This window comes from Pseudomonas sp. RA_5y_Pfl1_P24, assembly GCF_963970945.1.
Taxonomy (GTDB): Bacteria; Pseudomonadota; Gammaproteobacteria; order Pseudomonadales; family Pseudomonadaceae; genus Aquipseudomonas; species Aquipseudomonas tritici.
The window spans coordinates 335545-353158 of sequence record NZ_CAXAOJ010000009.1; the positions used below are offsets into that span (position 1 = coordinate 335545).

Below are 17614 nucleotides of genomic sequence, written 5' to 3' on the forward strand. Positions count from 1 at the left end.
GATTCAGTTAATTATCAGCCGCCCAGGTTGATGCCGTTGGCGGGCAGCGGCAGTGCGGTTTTGTAACGCACTTGCTTGAGGGCGAAGCTGGAGCGGATGTTGGCGACGCCTGGCACTTTGGTCAGGAAGTCCATCATGAAGCGCTCCAGTGACTGGATCGTCGGTACCAGCACGCGAATCAGGTAGTCCGGGTCGCCGGCCATCAGGTAGCACTCCATCACTTCCGGACGGTCGGCGATCGCGCCTTCGAACTGTTGCAACGCCAGCTCATTCTGTTTTTCCAGGCTCACGTGGATGAACACGTTGACGTGCAGCCCCAGCAGGTCGGCGTCCAGCAAGGTCACCTGGTCGCGAATCAAGCCCAATTCTTCCATCGCCTTCACCCGGTTGAAACACGGCGTGGGCGACAGGTTGACTGAGCGGGCCAGGTCGGCGTTGGTGATGCGGGCGTTCTCCTGCAAAGCGTTGAGAATGCCGATATCAGTACGATCCAGTTTGCGCATGAGACAAAATCACCTGTTTATTATGTTTATGCAGTTTTTTTATCCGCAAATGATCCCGAGCGCAATGAAACACAGATAAATATTCTTCTACGCCCCGCCTATGATTGTTGTAGGACAAGATTTCTCCTACCCGGAGACTGACTGTCAGCTAGCGCGCCCACTACAAGAAATTCACAAGATAGAGCGTAGAAAGCCATGACCCAGCAGTATGAACCACTGCGCCTGCACGTCCCTGAACCCTCGGGCCGCCCAGGCTGCAAGACCGACTTTACCTACCTGCGCCTGACCGACGCGGGCCTGGTGCGAAAACCCGCCATCGACGTAGAACCTGCCGACACCGCCGACCTTGCCAAAGGCCTGATACGCGTGCTCGACGACCAGGGCCAGGCCCTGGGCCCGTGGGCTGAAGGTGTCCCCGTGGAGATCTTGCGCAAAGGCATGCGTGCCATGCTCAAGACGCGGATCTTCGACAACCGCATGGTGGTCGCCCAGCGTCAGAAAAAAATGTCTTTCTACATGCAAAGCCTTGGCGAAGAAGCCATCGGCAGCGCCCAGGCCCTGGCCTTGAACATCGACGACATGTGCTTCCCCACCTACCGCCAGCAAAGCATCCTGATGGCGCGCGAGGTGCCGCTGGTCGACCTGATCTGCCAACTGCTGTCCAACAAGCGTGACCCGCTCAAGGGCCGCCAGTTGCCGATCATGTATTCGGTAAAAGACGCCGGCTTCTTCACCATTTCCGGCAACCTCGCCACCCAATTCGTCCAAGGCGTGGGCTGGGGCATGGCCTCGGCGATCAAGGGCGATACCAAGATCGCCTCCGCCTGGATCGGCGACGGTGCCACCGCCGAGTCCGACTTCCACACTGCCCTCACCTTCGCCCACGTGTACCGCGCGCCGGTGATTCTCAACGTGGTGAATAACCAGTGGGCCATCTCCACCTTCCAGGCCATTGCCGGCGGTGAAGCCACAACGTTCGCCGGACGCGGCGTGGGTTGCGGTATCGCCTCCCTGCGCGTGGACGGTAACGACTTCATCGCGGTGTACGCCGCCTCCGCCTGGGCCGCCGAGCGTGCGCGCCGCAACCTCGGGCCGACGCTGATCGAGTGGGTCACCTACCGCGCGGGGCCGCACTCCACCTCTGATGATCCGTCGAAATACCGCCCAGCCGATGACTGGAGCCACTTCCCACTGGGCGACCCGATTGCCCGCCTCAAGCAGCACCTGATCCGCATTGGCCAGTGGTCCGAAGAGGAACACGCGGCGGTCAGTGCCGAACTTGAGGCCGAAGTGGTCAAGGCGCAGAAAGAAGCCGAACAGCACGGCACCCTCGCCGGCGGCCAGATTCCAAGCGCCGCGACCATGTTCGAAGACGTCTACAAAGAGATGCCGGAGCACTTGAAGCGCCAGCGTCAAGCGTTGGGGATCTGACATGAACGATCACAACAACAGTATTGAAGTGGAAACCGCCATGACCACCACAACCATGACCATGATCCAGGCGCTGCGCTCGGCCATGGACGTGATGCTTGAACGTGATAACAACGTGGTGGTTTTCGGCCAGGACGTGGGCTATTTCGGCGGCGTATTCCGTTGCACCGAAGGCTTGCAGACCAAATACGGCAGCTCGCGCGTGTTTGACGCGCCGATCTCCGAAAGCGGCATTATCGGCGTGGCGGTGGGCATGGGTGCCTACGGCCTGCGCCCGGTCGCCGAGATCCAGTTCGCCGACTATGTCTACCCCGCCACCGACCAGATCATCTCCGAAGCCGCGCGTCTGCGTTATCGCTCGGCCGGCCAGTTCACCGCACCGTTGACCATGCGCATGCCGTGTGGCGGTGGTATCTACGGGGGGCAGACCCACAGCCAAAGTATCGAAGCGGTGTTCACCCAAGTCTGCGGGTTGCGCACGGTCATGCCGTCCAACCCGTATGACGCCAAGGGTTTGTTGATCGCCTCCATCGAAAACGATGACCCGGTGATCTTCCTTGAGCCAAAACGCCTGTACAACGGCCCGTTCGATGGCCATCACGACCGCCCGGTAACCCCGTGGTCGAAACACCCGCAAGCGCAAGTCCCGGACGGTTATTACACCGTGCCGCTGGACGTGGCCGCCATCGTGCGTCCCGGTTCGGCCGTCACCGTGCTGACCTACGGCACCACTGTGTATGTGTCGCAAGTCGCCGCCGAAGAAACCGGCATCGACGCCGAAGTCATCGACCTGCGCAGCCTATGGCCACTGGACCTGGAAACCATCGTCAAGTCGGTGAAAAAAACCGGCCGTTGTGTGGTGGTGCACGAAGCCACCCGCACCTGCGGCTTTGGCGCCGAGCTGGTAGCGCTGGTTCAGGAGCATTGCTTCCACCATCTGGAAGCGCCGATCGAACGCGTGACCGGTTGGGACACCCCCTACCCGCACGCGCAGGAGTGGGCGTATTTCCCTGGACCGTCCCGCGTGGGCGCGGCGTTGAAACGGGTCATGGAGGTCTGAATGGGCACGCACGTTATCAAGATGCCGGACATCGGCGAAGGCATCGCAGAAGTTGAATTGTCGGTTTGGCACGTGAAGGTCGGCGACATGGTCGTCGAAGACCAGGTGCTGGCGGATGTAATGACCGACAAGGCGATGGTGGATATCCCCTCGCCGGTGCATGGCAAGGTGATTTCCCTCGGCGGCGAGCCAGGCGAAGTCATGGCCGTGGGCAGTATCTTGATCAGTATTGAAGTGGAAGGTGCCGGCAACGCCAAGGAAGCGCCCGCCGCGAAGGAAGCGCCGAAGGCCGCCCCTGTGGTGGAGGCCAAGCCTGCGCCGGTGGCGGTTGAGAGCAAACCTGCGCCGGTGATCGCGGCCCAGGCGCCTGTTGCACGTGAAGCCGACGAACGTCCGCTGGCCTCCCCGGCTGTGCGCAAACACGCATTGGACGCCGGGATTCAGCTGCGCCTGGTCCAGGGCTCTGGCCCGGCGGGCCGGATTCTGCACGAAGACTTGGAGGCTTACTTGCTCCAGAGTCCGACGCAAAATAAAAACGCAGCCAACCCCTACGCCGAACGCAACGTCGAAGAACAGATCCCGGTGATCGGCATGCGCCGCAAGATCGCCCAGCGCATGCAGGACGCCACCCGGCGCGCCGCGCATTTCAGCTATGTGGAAGAGATCGACGTCACCGCCCTCGACGAGCTGCGTGTGCACCTCAACGAGAAACACGGCGCCACGCGCGGCAAGCTGACGTTGCTGCCATTCATCGTGCGCGCCATGGTTGTGGCCCTGCGTGACTTCCCGCAGATCAATGCGCGATACGACGACGAAGCCCAGGTCATCACCCGCCTCGGCGCGGTGCATGTGGGCGTCGCCACCCAGAGCGACGTCGGCTTGATGGTGCCGGTGGTACGTCACGCCGAAGCCCGCAGCCTGTGGGGCAATGCCGAGGAAATCGCACGCCTGGCCACCGCCGCGCGCAATGGCAAGGCCAGCCGCGATGAGCTGTCAGGTTCCACCATCACGTTGACCAGCCTGGGTGCACTCGGCGGCATTGTCAGCACGCCGGTCTTGAACCTGCCAGAAGTGGCCATCGTTGGCGTCAATCGCATCGTCGAACGGCCAATGGTGATCAAGGGCCAGATCGTGGTGCGCAAGATGATGAACCTCTCCAGCTCCTTCGATCACCGCGTGGTCGATGGCATGGACGCGGCGCAATTCATCCAGGCCATTCGTGGCCTGCTCGAACAACCCGCCAGCTTGTTTCTGGAGTAAGGCATGTCTCAGACGTTGAATACCACACTGCTGATTATCGGCGGCGGCCCTGGCGGTTATGTGGCAGCGATTCGCGCCGGCCAACTGGGCATCCAGACCCTCCTGGTGGAAGGCCAGGCGCTCGGCGGCACATGCCTGAATATCGGTTGCATTCCGTCCAAGGCCTTGATCCACGTGGCCGAGCAATTCCAGCAAACCATCCACCACAGCCAGAACTCGACACTGGGCATTGAAGTGGATGTGCCGACCCTGGACATCCGCAAAAGCGTGGAATGGAAAGACGGCATCGTCGACCGCCTGACCACGGGCGTCGCTGCGCTGTTGAAGAAACACAAGGTGCAAGTGATCCACGGCTGGGCCAAGGTGGTGGACGGCAAAACCGTCGACGTCGGCGACCAGCGCATTCAGTGCGAACACCTGTTGCTGGCCACCGGTTCGAAAAGCGTCAACTTGCCGATGCTGCCGATTGGCGGGCCGATCATCTCCTCCACCGAAGCCCTGGCACCGACACGCGTGCCCAAGCGGCTGATCGTGGTAGGTGGGGGTTATATCGGGCTGGAGCTGGGCATTGCCTACCGCAAGCTCGGCGCCGAGGTCAGTGTGGTCGAGGCCCAGGACCGCATCCTGCCAGCCTATGACGCCGAGCTGACCCAACCCGTGAATGAATCCCTCAAGCAACTGGGGGTGAAGCTGTACCTCAAGCACAGCGTCACCGGTTTTGCGGACAACTGCCTGCAAGTGCGCGATCCGAATGGCGACACGTTGTCGCTGGAAACGGACCAAGTGCTGGTCGCCGTGGGCCGCAAACCCAATACCCAGGGCTGGAACCTCGAAGCGCTGAACCTGGACATGAACGGTGCGGCGATCAAGATCGACAAGCACTGCCAGACCAGCATGCGCAACGTATGGGCCATCGGCGACCTGAGCGGCGAACCGATGCTTGCACACCGCGCCATGGCTCAGGGCGAAATGGTGGCCGAACTGATCAGCGGTAAATCCCGCGAATTCAACCCGGCCGCGATCCCGGCGGTGTGCTTTACCGACCCGGAACTGGTGGTGGTCGGCAAGACCCCAGACGAGGCCACGGCTGCCGGCCTGGACTGCATCGTGTCGAGCTTCCCGTTCGCCGCGAATGGCCGGGCCATGACCCTGGAGTCGAAAACCGGCTTTGTGCGCGTCGTTGCACGCCGTGACAATCACCTGATCGTCGGCTGGCAAGCGGTTGGCGCTGGCGTCTCGGAACTGTCCACCGCGTTCGGCCTGAGCCTGGAAATGGGCGCACGCCTGGAAGACGTTGCCGGCACCATCCACGCTCACCCGACCCTCGGCGAAGCCGTCCAGGAAGCCGCTTTAAGGGCCCTGGGCCACGCCCTACACCTGTAATTCTGATGCAATTCCCCTGTGGGAGCGGGCTTGCTCGCGAATGCGGTGGATCAGTCACAGGCGCACTGACTGACACTCTGCATTCGCGAGCAAGCCCGCTCCCACATAAAGCAAGAATGAAGTATTGTTGCGCCCATCCAGAAAAAAACCGACAAGCCTGCCTCTGACCAGGCGGTTGACCAGAGATAGAGGGTGTCATGGGTAACGAAAGCATCAATTGGGACAAGCTGGGTTTTGACTACATCAAGACCGACAAGCGGTTTCTCCAGGTCTGGAAAAACGACGAATGGCAAGAAGGCACCCTGACCGACGACAACGTGCTGCACATCAGCGAGGGCTCCACCGCCCTGCACTACGGTCAGCAATGCTTCGAAGGCCTCAAGGCCTACCGCTGCAAGGACGGCTCGATCAACCTGTTCCGCCCGGACCAGAACGCCGCCCGAATGCAGCGCAGCTGCGCCCGTCTGCTGATGCCGCATGTGCCGACCGACGTGTTCATCGACGCCTGCAAACAAGTGGTCAAGGCCAACGAGCGGTTCATCCCGCCGTACGGCAGTGGCGGCGCGCTGTACCTGCGCCCATTCGTGATCGGCACCGGTGACAACATCGGCGTACGTACCGCACCGGAGTTCATCTTCTCGGTGTTCGCGATCCCGGTCGGCGCCTACTTCAAAGGCGGCCTGGTGCCACACAACTTCCAGATCTCCACTTTCGACCGCGCCGCGCCACAAGGCACCGGTGCTGCCAAAGTGGGTGGCAACTACGCCGCCAGCCTGATGCCAGGTTCGGAAGCGAAAAAAGCCGGTTTCGCCGATGCGATCTACCTGGACCCGATGACTCACTCGAAAATCGAAGAAGTCGGCTCGGCCAACTTCTTCGGGATCACCCACGACAACCAGTTCATCACGCCGAAGTCGCCTTCGGTGCTACCAGGCATCACCCGCCTGTCGCTGATCGAACTGGCCCAGACCCGCCTGGGCCTGAAAGTGGTCGAGGGCGAAGTGTTCATCGACAAGCTGGACCAGTTCAAGGAAGCCGGCGCCTGCGGTACGGCTGCGGTCATCTCGCCAATCGGCGGCATCCAGTACAACGGCAAGCTGCATGTGTTCCACAGCGAAACCGAAGTCGGCCCGATCACCCAGAAGCTCTACAAAGAGCTGACCGGCGTACAGACCGGCGAAGTCGAAGCCCCAGAAGGCTGGATCGTCAAAGTCTAACCAGAACACCCGCAACACCGGCAACACCACAAAACCAATGTGGGAGTGGGCTTGCTCGCTCCCACATTGGATCTCCAGTGTTCTTAAGATTGAGCCGGAATATTCCCCGCAATCTTCTTCCCCATACTTATTCTCGGCTCCACCCCATACCCCAGCGCCTCATAAAACCCCACCACCGCATCATTCCCCCCGGTGATCTGCAGGTTGATCTTCATACAACCCAAGGCAGTCAACGCCTGTTCCGCATGCCTCACCAGCGAGGAACCCAGGCCATGCCGGCGATAATCTGCGTGCACCGCCACCGAATACAGCCACCCACGATGCCCGTCATACCCGGCAAGCACCGTACCGATCACGACCTTTTTATCCGTCGCGACGAAAAAAAGCCCATCGTTGACCGCCAGCTTCTTATCGATCGCGAGCCTCGGCAGGTTATGCGCCGTCTCGTAACCAAAAGCCTCCTGCCACAACGCAACCACCTGCGCGCGATGCTGACGGTCGCGATACGGGCCTATGGGATGCCGGGACAGCAGCGCCTTTTCCATCACCAACGTACGCTCGTTGCCATGGTAAACATCGCGCACGGTGTAAAACCCCAGTTTGGTATAGAACGGCTCGGCGGTCAGCGATGACGGCACACTCAGTACCGTGACCCCGGCCTCACGGGCGCGCAGTTCGATCTCGATCATCAATAGCCGGCCAATGCCCTGCCCTTGCAGCGCCGGATTGACGAACACCGAACGCACGACATTGGCGTCCAGGGCCGCCGTGGCAACGATCACCTGATCCTTGATCGCCACCAGCACCACCCGGCGCGTGAGCAGCGCCAGCACGGCCTCCGGGGTAAAGTTGGTCGCAACCCGCGCAATCACATCCGCCGGGTAATCCCGTGCATTGCTGCTGTGCAAAGCCGCCAGGATGACCTGGCTGATCCCCTCGGCATCGGCGGGTTGGGCAAGACGTACTGCGGTCGACATGATTCCTCCTGACTGGCGGCGCTAGACCTGACACCACAATACCAATGCAGGCGCAAGCCAGCTCCCCCATTTCGATCACATCTCACTTTCACAGCCGATTCGGCTGACGGACCGCACTTTTCAGCTTTCCCGGCTGAGCCATCCCTGCGTTTCAGCCGGGAAAATCCGCAGATAACCCACACAATAACCCGACTGCACCTGCCTGCCGTGCCGCCTCACGCGCAGCAGAAAACGTTGGACGTACCCTCGAATAACAAGGAGCCTCACATGACCCGCTACATCGACGTCAACGACCTCTGCTACCTGGTCTCGCAAAAAAGCCTGCCCACCTGCATCACCGAGATGGCCGAGTACATCCGCGCCGACTACCTGCGCTGGCAGGACTTCGAAAAATGCGCGCGCCTGGCCAACCACTCACCGGATGGCGTGATCGAACTGATGCCGGTATCCGACGCGTCGCTGTATGCCTTCAAGTACGTCAATGGCCACCCGAAGAACACCCTGGCCGGCATGCTCACCGTGATGGCTTTTGGCGCGCTGGGCGATGTCGACACAGGCAAACCGGTGCTGCTGGCGGAAATGACCCTGACTACCGCGATTCGCACTGCCGCCACCTCGGCCCTGGTCGCCCGCTACCTGGCCCGCGACAACAGCCGCAGCATGGCGCTGATCGGCAACGGCTCGCAGAGTGAATTCCAGGCCCTGGCCTTCCATGCCATGCTTGGCATCAATGAGATCCGCCTGTTCGATATCGATGCCAAGGCCACCGCCAAACTGGCGGCCAACCTCAAGGCGTTCCCGGCGATCAAGGTGATCCTGGCCAGCAGCGTGGCCGACGCCGTGAAAGGTGCGGACATCGTCACCACCGTCACCGCCGACAAGGCCTATGCCACTATCCTCACCGATGACATGATCGAACCCGGCATGCACCTTAACGCGGTCGGTGGCGACTGCCCCGGCAAGACCGAGTTGGACCGACGTATCGTCGAGCGCGCCCGGGTGATCGTCGAGTACGAACCGCAAAGCCGCATCGAAGGTGAAATCCAGCACATGCCGGACAATTCGCCGGTGACTGAACTCTGGCAAGTGATCAACGGCCAGCAGCCCGGCCGCGAAAACGCGCGCCAAGTGACCCTGTTCGATTCGGTGGGTTTTGCCATCGAAGATTACTCGGCCCTGCGCTACGTGTTGGACGTGGCCAAGGCGCTGGACGTGGGCAGCGACCTGGCGCTGGTGCCGGACCTGGCGGATCCGAAAGACCTGTTCGCACGCCTGGCGCAGCAGCCGCGCGCGCAGCAGAAAAAGCGCGCCTGAGGCGTGCTGCAAGCCCTCGACCGCATACAGACGTTGACGCAGGAAGGCCGTACCATGTGACGGGTCAGGCAAACGCGAGGCGTTTGCCGCCATTTTTTCTCAACCGTTTGAAGTGAAAACCATGGATACCAAGGCCAACGGACCCCATTCTTCCCCTGCGCTGGACCGCATCGATGAAGCCATCATCGAAGTGCTGCGGCACCAGGGGCGTATCACCTACGAAAAGCTCTCGTCGCTGGTGCACCTCACGCCCCGGCCCTGCCTGGAGCGGGTGCGCAAGCTGGAGCGACGCGGGGTGATCCGTGGGTATGGGGCGATCATTGATGTGCAGATGGTTTCACCAGGCCTGTCGTTGCTGGTGTTGGTGGCCTTGTCCAACCAGAGCGGGCGTTCGGCGCAGAAAGCCTTCGAAGCCTGTGTGAAGGCCTGCCCGCAGGTGTTCGAGTGCCAGCTGATCAGCGGCCCGTTTGACTACAGCCTGCGCATGCGCTGCCGAGACATGGAGCATTACCGGGTACTGACCGAGACCTGGTTGAACAATGACGAGTTGCACATTGATAAATTGGTGGCGCATCCGGAGTTGGCGGTGGTGAAAAACACCGCCACCGAATTGGCCTGAGCGGGCGCCATTCAGGCCGCCAGTTTGCCGCTGGCGATGGCCGCCGACGCGGCCACCATCGCCCTTAGCAGCACCGCACACCCCGCCGCCAAGTCATCCGGTGCGGCGTTTTCGATTTCGTTATGGCTGATGCCGCCTTCACAGGGCACAAAAATCATCCCCGCCGGGCCCAGTTCGGCAACAAAGATCGCGTCATGCCCTGCCCCGCTGACGATGTCCATGTTCGACAACCCCAGCCCATTCGCGGCATCACGCACAGCGTCCACGCAGCCCTTGTCGAAATACAGGGGTGGAAAATCTGCCGTAGGTTCCATCTCGAAACTCAAACCGTGCTTGGCGCAAGTTTCATCGATCACTTTGCGTACTTCGGCAATCATCGAGTCCAGCCGCACCGGCTCCAGGTGACGGAAGTCCAGGGTCATGCGCACTTCCCCCGGAATGACGTTGCGCGAACCGGGGTAAGCCTGCAGGCAGCCAACGGTGCCGCACGCATGCGGTTGATGCCCAAGCGCCGCCGCATTGACCGCCGCCACCACCGCCGCCGCGCCCACCAGGGCATCCTTGCGCAGGTGCATCGGCGTCGGTCCCGCGTGCGCTTCAACGCCGCGTAGTTTCAGGTCAAACCACTTTTGCCCAAGGGCACCCAGCACCACGCCAATGGTCTTTTTCTCGTCTTCAAGAATCGGCCCCTGTTCGATATGCGCCTCGAAATAGGCGCCTACCTTGTGCCCACTGACCGGCCGCGAACCCGCATAGCCAATCGCGTTCAGCGCGTCGCCCACGCTGACGCCGTCCACGTCCACCTTGGCCAGGGTGTCCGCCAGGGTGAATTTCTCGGCAAACACGCCCGAGCCCATCATGCAGGGCGCAAAGCGCGAGCCCTCTTCGTTGGTCCACACCACCACTTCCAACGGCGCCTCGGTTTCCACTTTGAGGTCATTGAGCGTACGCAGCACCTCCACCCCCGCCAGCACACCGAAGCAACCGTCGAACTTACCGCCGGTGGGCTGGGTGTCGATATGGCTGCCAGTCATAACTGGCGGCAGGTTGGGGTTGCGCCCCGGGCGACGGGCGAAGATGTTGCCGATGCCGTCGACGGTCACAGTGCAACCCGCCTCTTCACACCACTGCACAAACAAGTCGCGGGCCTTGCGATCAAGGTCGGTGAGCGCCAGGCGACACACACCGCCCTTGGGGGTGGCGCCGAGTCTGGCCAGGTCCATCAACGACTGCCACAGGCGGTCGCGGTTGATGTGCTGATGGGTGGATTGCAGAACGTCGAGGGCAGCGTTCATGGGGATCTCCTCAGGCTATATTCTTATGAACTGACTCGGTCAACTGTGGGAGCTGGCTTGCCTGCTCCCACATTGACCGTGTTTATAAAGGCAATTTGGCGGTGGCCGGGCTGACACCACGCAGGGCATTCAGGCCGTAATACAACAACCCACCCAGCGCCGATCCGGTAAACCAGCCGTAGCTGTAGAACCAGCTGAATGCATCACTGCCCAGCGACAGCAGGGTCATCACCACCGGCACGCCAAACGCGATAAACCCGCTCCAGTTCCACGCCGGGTACACGTCGTCGCGGTACAGACCTGCGAGATCAAGCTGTTGTTTGCGGGTGATGAAGTAGTCCACCACCATGATCCCGGCGATCGGTCCCAGCAGGCTTGAATAACCCAGCAACCAATTGGAGTAGACGGTTTCCAGGCTTACATCGGAAACGATCAGCCCGAGCTTCTTCAGCAGTTCATGCCCCATCAACGCCAACCCGACCAGACCGGTGAGCATCACGGCGGTGGTGCGGTTGATCAGCTTGGGCGCGATGTTCTGAAAGTCATTGGTGGGCGAAACAATATTCGCGGCGGTGTTGGTGGACAACGTCGCGACGATGATCAGCGCCATCGCCACGGCGACCCACACCGGGCTCTGGATATGGCCGATCAGGGTCACCGGGTCGGACACGCTCACACCCACCAGTTTTACCGACGCGGCGGTCATGATCACACCAAGAGAGGCGAACAGGAACATGGTCAGCGGCAGGCCGAAGATCTGCCCGAAAATCTGGTCTTTCTGGCTTTTGGCGTAACGGCTGAAGTCCGGAATATTCAGCGACAATGTCGCCCAGAAACCCACCATCGCCGTGAGGCCGGCCATGAAGTAACCGGTGAGGCTCGCACCTTCGGGGCGCTTGGGTGGAATCGCCATCAACTCGCTGATCGACACATTAGGCATCGCCCACACCAGCAGACCAATCCCCACTGCCACCAGCAGCGGTGCCGACAGGGTTTCCAAGCGTTTGATCGACTCGGCGCCGCGCAGTACCACCCATAGATTCAGCGTCCAGAAAATCATGAACCCGATCACCTCGCCGGTGCCGCCAAGGGACTTCCAGCCCTCGAAAATCGAGCCCAGGAACAGGTGAATCGCTAGCCCGCCAAACATCGTCTGGATACCAAACCAGCCGCACGCCACCAGCGCCCGGATCAGGCACGGCACGTTCGAACCAAGAATGCCAAACGACGAACGCAACAACACCGGAAACGGTATGCCGTACTTGGTGCCAGGGAAGGCGTTGAGGGTCAACGGGATCAGCACCACGATATTGGCCAGCAGGATCGCCACCAGCGCTTCACCCACCGACAACCCGAAATACGCGGTGAGCACCCCGCCCAGCGTATAGGTGGGCACGCAGATCGACATGCCGACCCACAACGCGGTGATGTGCCACTTGTTCCAAGTGCGTTCGTGCACCTTGGACGGTGCCATGTCGTGGTTGTAGCGAGGGCTGTCGAGGACGTCGGGGCCGGCGTCTAATTCGTACAGGCCGTTGCGTTCAATGACTTGCGATCTGTTCTGTTGCATGGCCGCTCCACGGTTTTTTCGAATTATTTTTGCTCATCCAACGCTGTGCGCTGGATGGCCGGAGTACCTCGTAAACAACATGACATCACGGGCCCGGCCAGCCGCCACTGCACTCAATATCCGTGCCGACACCCCACCTTGAACCCGCACCGCTTATATAACGTGCTGATGTTTATCAGCTTTCCGATTTATCCCGCGGTACTTGCCGCACTGCTCAGGCTAAACAATACGAAAGTTGTCAGAACCCTCAGGACTCAATCTGGTGCAACACAATTATTTTTATTTCCCTCCCCCGTCAAGAGGCATGTCTCAAGCGCCTGATTTGCAATAAGAAATGTTGCTCAATTTATGAACCTGTCAAGTGCGTCAAAATGGTGAGTGAACGCTACATTTTGGTGATTTTTATATTTTATCTATATAAATCAATAGGTTAATAATTGAATAAGCTTATAAAAAATCTTCTTGCCCAATCGAAAAACTCGGGCTAGTTTCTATTCCTGTCACTGATGACAGGAATTAACCCGCCATCGGTAAGCAGCATTACAACACTTAGAGCTGGCACAAGCCGGTCAAGCCTGTGAGGAACTCGACATGTCGCTGTTGATCCGTGGCGCCACTGTTATTACCCATGATGAAAGTTACCGCGCCGATGTTTTATGCGCAGGCGGTCTCATTCGGGCCATTGGCACGAATCTGGATATTCCCGCCGGCACTGGAACACTCGACGGCAGCGGCCAATTCTTGATGCCCGGCGGCATCGACCCCCATACCCATATGCAATTGCCCTTCATGGGGACCGTGGCCAGTGAAGACTTTTTCAGTGGCACGGCAGCAGGCCTGGCGGGGGGCACCACGTCGATCATCGACTTTGTGATTCCCAACCCGCAGCAACCCTTGATGGAAGCGTTTCACCTGTGGCGGGGCTGGGCGGAAAAATCCGCGTCCGACTACGGTTTCCACGTCGCGATCACCTGGTGGAGCGAGCAGGTGCGCGAGGAAATGGCCGAACTGGTCAGCCACCACGGCATCAACAGCTTCAAGCACTTCATGGCCTACAAGAACGCGATCATGGCGGCAGATGACACCCTGGTCGCCAGCTTCGAACGCTGCCTGGAACTGGGCGCGGTGCCCACGGTGCATGCTGAGAACGGCGAGTTGGTGTATCACCTGCAACGCAAGCTGATGGCCCAGGGCATCACCGGCCCGGAAGCGCACCCGCTGTCGCGCCCGTCGCAGGTAGAGGGCGAAGCGGCCAGCCGCGCCATTCGCATCGCCGAAACCATCGGCACGCCGTTATACCTGGTGCACGTGTCCACCAAGGAAGCGCTGGATGAAATCACCTACGCACGCAGCAAAGGCCAACCGGTCTATGGCGAAGTACTCGCCGGCCACTTGCTGCTGGATGACAGCGTCTACCAGCACCCTGACTGGCAGACCGCCGCCGGCTACGTGATGAGCCCACCCTTCCGCCCGCGCGGGCATCAGGAAGCGCTGTGGCATGGTTTGCAGTCCGGCAACCTGCACACCACCGCGACCGACCACTGCTGCTTCTGCGCCGAGCAAAAAGCCGCTGGCCGTGACGACTTCAGCAAGATCCCCAATGGCACTGCCGGGATCGAAGACCGCATGGCGCTGCTGTGGGATGAAGGGGTCAACACCGGGCGCCTGTCGATGCAGGAGTTCGTTGCGCTGACCTCCACCAATACCGCGAAGATCTTCAACCTTTATCCGCGCAAAGGCGCGATCCGCGTGGGGGCCGATGCTGATCTGGTGCTGTGGGACCCCGAGGGTACACGGACCATTTCCGCCAAGACTCACCACCAGAAAGTCGACTTCAACATCTTCGAAGGCAAAACCGTGCGCGGCGTGCCGAGCCATACCATCAGCCAGGGCAAGCTGGTCTGGGCCGATGGCGACCTGCGTGCCGAACGCGGTGCCGGGCGGTATGTGGAGCGGCCGGCGTATCCGGCGGTGTTTGAGCAGTTGAGCAAGCGGGCGGCGTATTCCAAGCCAGTCGCTGTGAACCGCTGATATCGCATTCGCGAGCACAGGCACCAAAAAACCAATGCCCATCAGAGGCAGCACCTCAATAACCGTGAGGCCAACACCGTGATCCAGACCCTGACCCACCTCCCCCATCCCGCTGAGGATGGACCCACGCTCGCCAGCCATTTCACCGACCTGGCGCCGCCGCTCAACGCCCGCCAGGCCCAACTGGAAGCCTCGCGCTGCCTGTATTGCTACGACGCACCGTGCGTGAACGCATGCCCCAGCGAAATCGACATTCCGTCGTTCATCCGCAACATCCACACCGAAAACGTGCAAGGCGCCGCGCAGAAGATCCTCTCGGCCAATATCCTTGGCGGCAGTTGCGCTCGGGTGTGTCCCACCGAGATCCTCTGCCAGCAAGCTTGCGTGCGTAACAACGCCGAAGAATGCGCCCCGGTGCTGATCGGCTTGCTGCAACGTTATGCAATCGACAATGCACACTTCAGCGAACACCCCTTCCACCGCGCCGCGCCTACCGGCAAGCGCATCGCCGTGGTCGGCGCCGGGCCGGCAGGCTTGGCCTGTGCCCACCGCAGCGCCTTGCACGGCCATGACGTGGTGATTTTCGAAGCACGGGAAAAAGCCGGTGGCCTGAATGAATACGGGATCGCCAAGTACAAACTGGTGGATGACTTCGCGCAGAAGGAACTGGATTTCCTCCTGCAGATTGGCGGCATCGAGATCCGCCACGGCCAGCGCCTGGGCGACAACCTGACCTTGAGCGACCTGCACCAGCAATTCGACTCAGTCTTCCTCGGCCTCGGGCTGGCCGCCAGTAAACAGCTCGGTTTAGCCCACGAGGACGCTCCCGGCCTGCTCGCCGCCACCGACTACATCCGCGAGCTGCGCCAAGCCGACGACCTGACCCAACTGCCCCTGGCCGACCGCTGCATCGTGCTCGGTGCCGGCAACACCGCCATCGACATGGCCGTGCAAATGGCCCGCCTCGGTGCTCGTGATGTGAACCTCGTTTACCGTCGAGGGTTGGCAGATATGGGCGCCACCCACCACGAACAGGACATCGCCAAAGCCAACCAGGTCCGCCTGCTGACCTGGGCCCAGCCTGAAGAAGTGCTGCTGGATGAGCAGGGCCACGTGCGCGGCATGCGCTTCCAGCGCACGCGCATGGAAAACGGGCGCCTGCACCCCACCGGCGAAACCTTCGAGCTGGCCGCCGATGCAATCTTCAAGGCCATCGGCCAAGGGTTTGACAGCGAGGCGCTGCACGATCCGCTGGCCCAGCAACTGCAGCGTGTCGGTGAAAGAATCTTCGTCGATGAACAGCTGCGCACCAGCATTCCCGGCGTATACGCCGGCGGCGATTGCGTCAGCCTTGGCCAGGACCTCACCGTGCAGGCAGTGCAACACGGCAAGCTGGCCGCTGAAGCCATGCACGCCCAACTCATGCTGAACGTGGAGGCAGCGTAATGGCAGATCTCTCGATTGTGTTCGCCGGTATCAAAGCCCCCAACCCGTTCTGGCTGGCCTCCGCGCCGCCCACCGACAAGGCCTACAACGTGGTCCGTGCGTTTGAAGCCGGCTGGGGCGGCGTGGTGTGGAAAACCCTGGGCGAAGACCCGGCGGCGGTCAACGTGTCGTCACGCTACTCGGCGCACTACGGTGCCAACCGTGAAGTGCTGGGCATCAATAACATCGAGCTGATCACTGACCGCTCGCTGGAGATCAACCTGCGGGAAATCACCCAGGTGAAAAAGGACTGGCCCGACCGCGCGTTGATCGTGTCGCTGATGGTGCCGTGCGTTGAGGAATCCTGGAAAAACATCCTGCCGCGGGTGGAAGCCACCGGTTGCGACGGTATCGAGCTGAACTTCGGCTGCCCCCATGGCATGCCCGAGCGCGGCATGGGTGCGGCGGTCGGCCAAGTGCCGGAGTATGTGGAGCAGGTCACGCGTTGGTGCAAGACGTATTGCTCGCTGCCGGTGATCGTCAAGCTCACGCCGAATATCACCGACATTCGCGTGGCCGCGCGCGCGGCGTATCGCGGTGGCGCGGATGCGGTGTCGCTGATCAATACCATCAATTCCATCACCAGCGTCGACCTGGAACGCATGGTCGCGCTCCCGGTGGTTGGCACACAAAGCACCCACGGCGGTTACTGCGGTTCGGCGGTTAAGCCGATTGCGCTGAACATGGTCGCCGAAATCGCCCGTGACCCGCAGACACAGGGCCTGCCGATCTGTGGCATTGGCGGCATCGGCAACTGGCGCGACGCGGCGGAATTCGTTGCCCTTGGCTGTGGCGCGGTGCAGGTGTGCACGGCGGCAATGCTGCACGGGTTTCGGATTGTGGAAGAGATGAAGGACGGGCTGTCGCGGTGGATGGACAGTCAGGGTTACGCCAGCCTGCAGGAATTTTCCGGGCGCGCGGTGGGCAATACGACGGATTGGAAGTACCTGGACATCAACTACCAGGTGATTGCGAAGATCGATCAGCAAGCTTGTATTGGCTGCGGGCGTTGCCATATTGCCTGTGAGGACACGTCGCACCAGGCGATTGCCAGTTTGAAATTGGCGGATGGCACGCATAAGTACGAAGTGATCGATGATGAATGTGTGGGCTGCAATTTGTGCCAGATCACCTGCCCGGTGGCCGACTGCATCGAGATGGTGCCGATCGACTCGGGCAAGCCGTATTTGAACTGGACGCAAGATCCGAGGAATCCCTATCGAGAGGCTGTGTAGCGCTCTAGATCGCTATCGCAGGCAAGCCAGCTCCCACATTCGACTGCATTCCTTCAGGAACAATGCGCTCAACGGTGGGAGCTGGCTTGCCTGCGATGGCGGCCTCTGGCTGACCATGCGGTGTGGTTGGAATGAGTACATATCCATTTCTGCGGTAACGGCTACTTAGGGTTTCGCCCTTACGGCGAGTCACTTTTGGAAGAGCGCCAAAAGTAACCCAAAACGCTTCGCCCC

Annotated in this window: 15 protein-coding genes; 10 read left to right on the plus strand and 5 right to left on the minus strand. The window is 60.8% G+C overall.

The annotated features are described in order from the left end of the window. Positions 1-14 precede the first annotated feature (14 nt). Positions 15-503, minus strand: coding sequence for a Bkd operon transcriptional regulator BkdR (gene bkdR, locus AACY30_RS18020; protein WP_049709031.1), 489 nt, complete (start codon positions 501-503; stop codon positions 15-17). A gap of 195 nt (positions 504-698) precedes the next feature. Here bkdR and AACY30_RS18025 point away from each other — a divergent pair, with 195 nt between their 5' ends. The 5 genes from AACY30_RS18025 (at position 699) to AACY30_RS18045 (ending at position 6854) form a co-directional block, all read left to right on the plus strand. Beyond that, on the plus strand, positions 699-1934 hold the full coding sequence (locus tag AACY30_RS18025; protein WP_339420084.1) for a 3-methyl-2-oxobutanoate dehydrogenase (2-methylpropanoyl-transferring) subunit alpha: 1236 nt from the start codon (positions 699-701) through the stop codon (positions 1932-1934). A 1-nt stretch (position 1935) separates the two neighbouring features. Beyond that, positions 1936-2994 (plus strand): alpha-ketoacid dehydrogenase subunit beta, encoded by a 1059-nt coding sequence (locus AACY30_RS18030; RefSeq protein WP_049709033.1) that lies wholly within the window; start codon positions 1936-1938, stop codon positions 2992-2994. Then, on the plus strand, positions 2995-4254 hold the full coding sequence (locus AACY30_RS18035; protein WP_339420082.1) for a dihydrolipoamide acetyltransferase family protein: 1260 nt from the start codon (positions 2995-2997) through the stop codon (positions 4252-4254). It begins immediately after the preceding gene. Between the two features lie 3 nt (positions 4255-4257). Beyond that, on the plus strand, positions 4258-5637 hold the full coding sequence (lpdA, locus tag AACY30_RS18040) for a dihydrolipoyl dehydrogenase (RefSeq protein ID WP_339540853.1): 1380 nt from the start codon (positions 4258-4260) through the stop codon (positions 5635-5637). Positions 5638-5834: 197 nt separating this feature from the next. Beyond that, positions 5835-6854: a branched-chain amino acid aminotransferase gene (locus AACY30_RS18045; protein WP_339468915.1), complete on the plus strand. Its 1020-nt coding sequence runs from the start codon at positions 5835-5837 to the stop codon at positions 6852-6854. Positions 6855-6937: 83 nt separating this feature from the next. On the opposite strand, the gene AACY30_RS18050 is transcribed toward AACY30_RS18045, so the two are convergent. Then, positions 6938-7831: a GNAT family acetyltransferase gene (locus AACY30_RS18050; protein WP_339468916.1), complete on the minus strand. Its 894-nt coding sequence runs from the start codon at positions 7829-7831 to the stop codon at positions 6938-6940. Positions 7832-8098: 267 nt separating this feature from the next. On the opposite strand from AACY30_RS18050, the gene AACY30_RS18055 reads away from it, so the two are divergent. Beyond that, positions 8099-9145 (plus strand): ornithine cyclodeaminase, encoded by a 1047-nt coding sequence (locus tag AACY30_RS18055; protein WP_339468917.1) that lies wholly within the window; start codon positions 8099-8101, stop codon positions 9143-9145. 121 nt (positions 9146-9266) lie between these two features. Then, on the plus strand, positions 9267-9764 hold the full coding sequence (locus AACY30_RS18060) for an Lrp/AsnC family transcriptional regulator (RefSeq protein ID WP_016974875.1): 498 nt from the start codon (positions 9267-9269) through the stop codon (positions 9762-9764). A gap of 11 nt (positions 9765-9775) precedes the next feature. Here the strand turns inward: AACY30_RS18060 and AACY30_RS18065 are convergent, their stop codons facing one another. Together AACY30_RS18065 and AACY30_RS18070 are read right to left on the minus strand one after the other, a co-directional pair. Continuing rightward, entirely contained in the window at positions 9776-11059 is a 1284-nt protein-coding gene (locus tag AACY30_RS18065; RefSeq protein ID WP_339468918.1) for a Zn-dependent hydrolase, read from the minus strand. An 82-nt stretch (positions 11060-11141) separates the two neighbouring features. Beyond that, a complete protein-coding gene (locus AACY30_RS18070) occupies positions 11142-12629 on the minus strand; it encodes an NCS1 family nucleobase:cation symporter-1 (protein ID WP_339540855.1) in 1488 nt (495 codons plus the stop codon). A gap of 591 nt (positions 12630-13220) precedes the next feature. Between AACY30_RS18070 and hydA the strand changes: the two genes are divergently transcribed. From hydA to preA, 3 genes are all read left to right on the plus strand, one after another. Next, the gene (gene hydA, locus AACY30_RS18075; protein ID WP_339468921.1) at positions 13221-14660 is read left to right on the plus strand and encodes a dihydropyrimidinase; all 1440 of its coding nucleotides are present in this window, start codon (positions 13221-13223) and stop codon (positions 14658-14660) included. 78 nt (positions 14661-14738) lie between these two features. Then, on the plus strand, positions 14739-16106 hold the full coding sequence (locus AACY30_RS18080; RefSeq protein ID WP_339540857.1) for an NAD(P)-dependent oxidoreductase: 1368 nt from the start codon (positions 14739-14741) through the stop codon (positions 16104-16106). Further along, on the plus strand, positions 16106-17380 hold the full coding sequence (gene preA / locus AACY30_RS18085; RefSeq protein WP_339420064.1) for an NAD-dependent dihydropyrimidine dehydrogenase subunit PreA: 1275 nt from the start codon (positions 16106-16108) through the stop codon (positions 17378-17380). Before AACY30_RS18080 ends, preA begins: the two co-directional genes overlap by 1 nt. A gap of 4 nt (positions 17381-17384) precedes the next feature. Here preA and AACY30_RS18090 read toward each other — a convergent pair. Further along, positions 17385-17614 (minus strand): hypothetical protein (locus AACY30_RS18090; protein WP_339540858.1); only part of this gene is annotated, 230 nt, incomplete at its 5' end.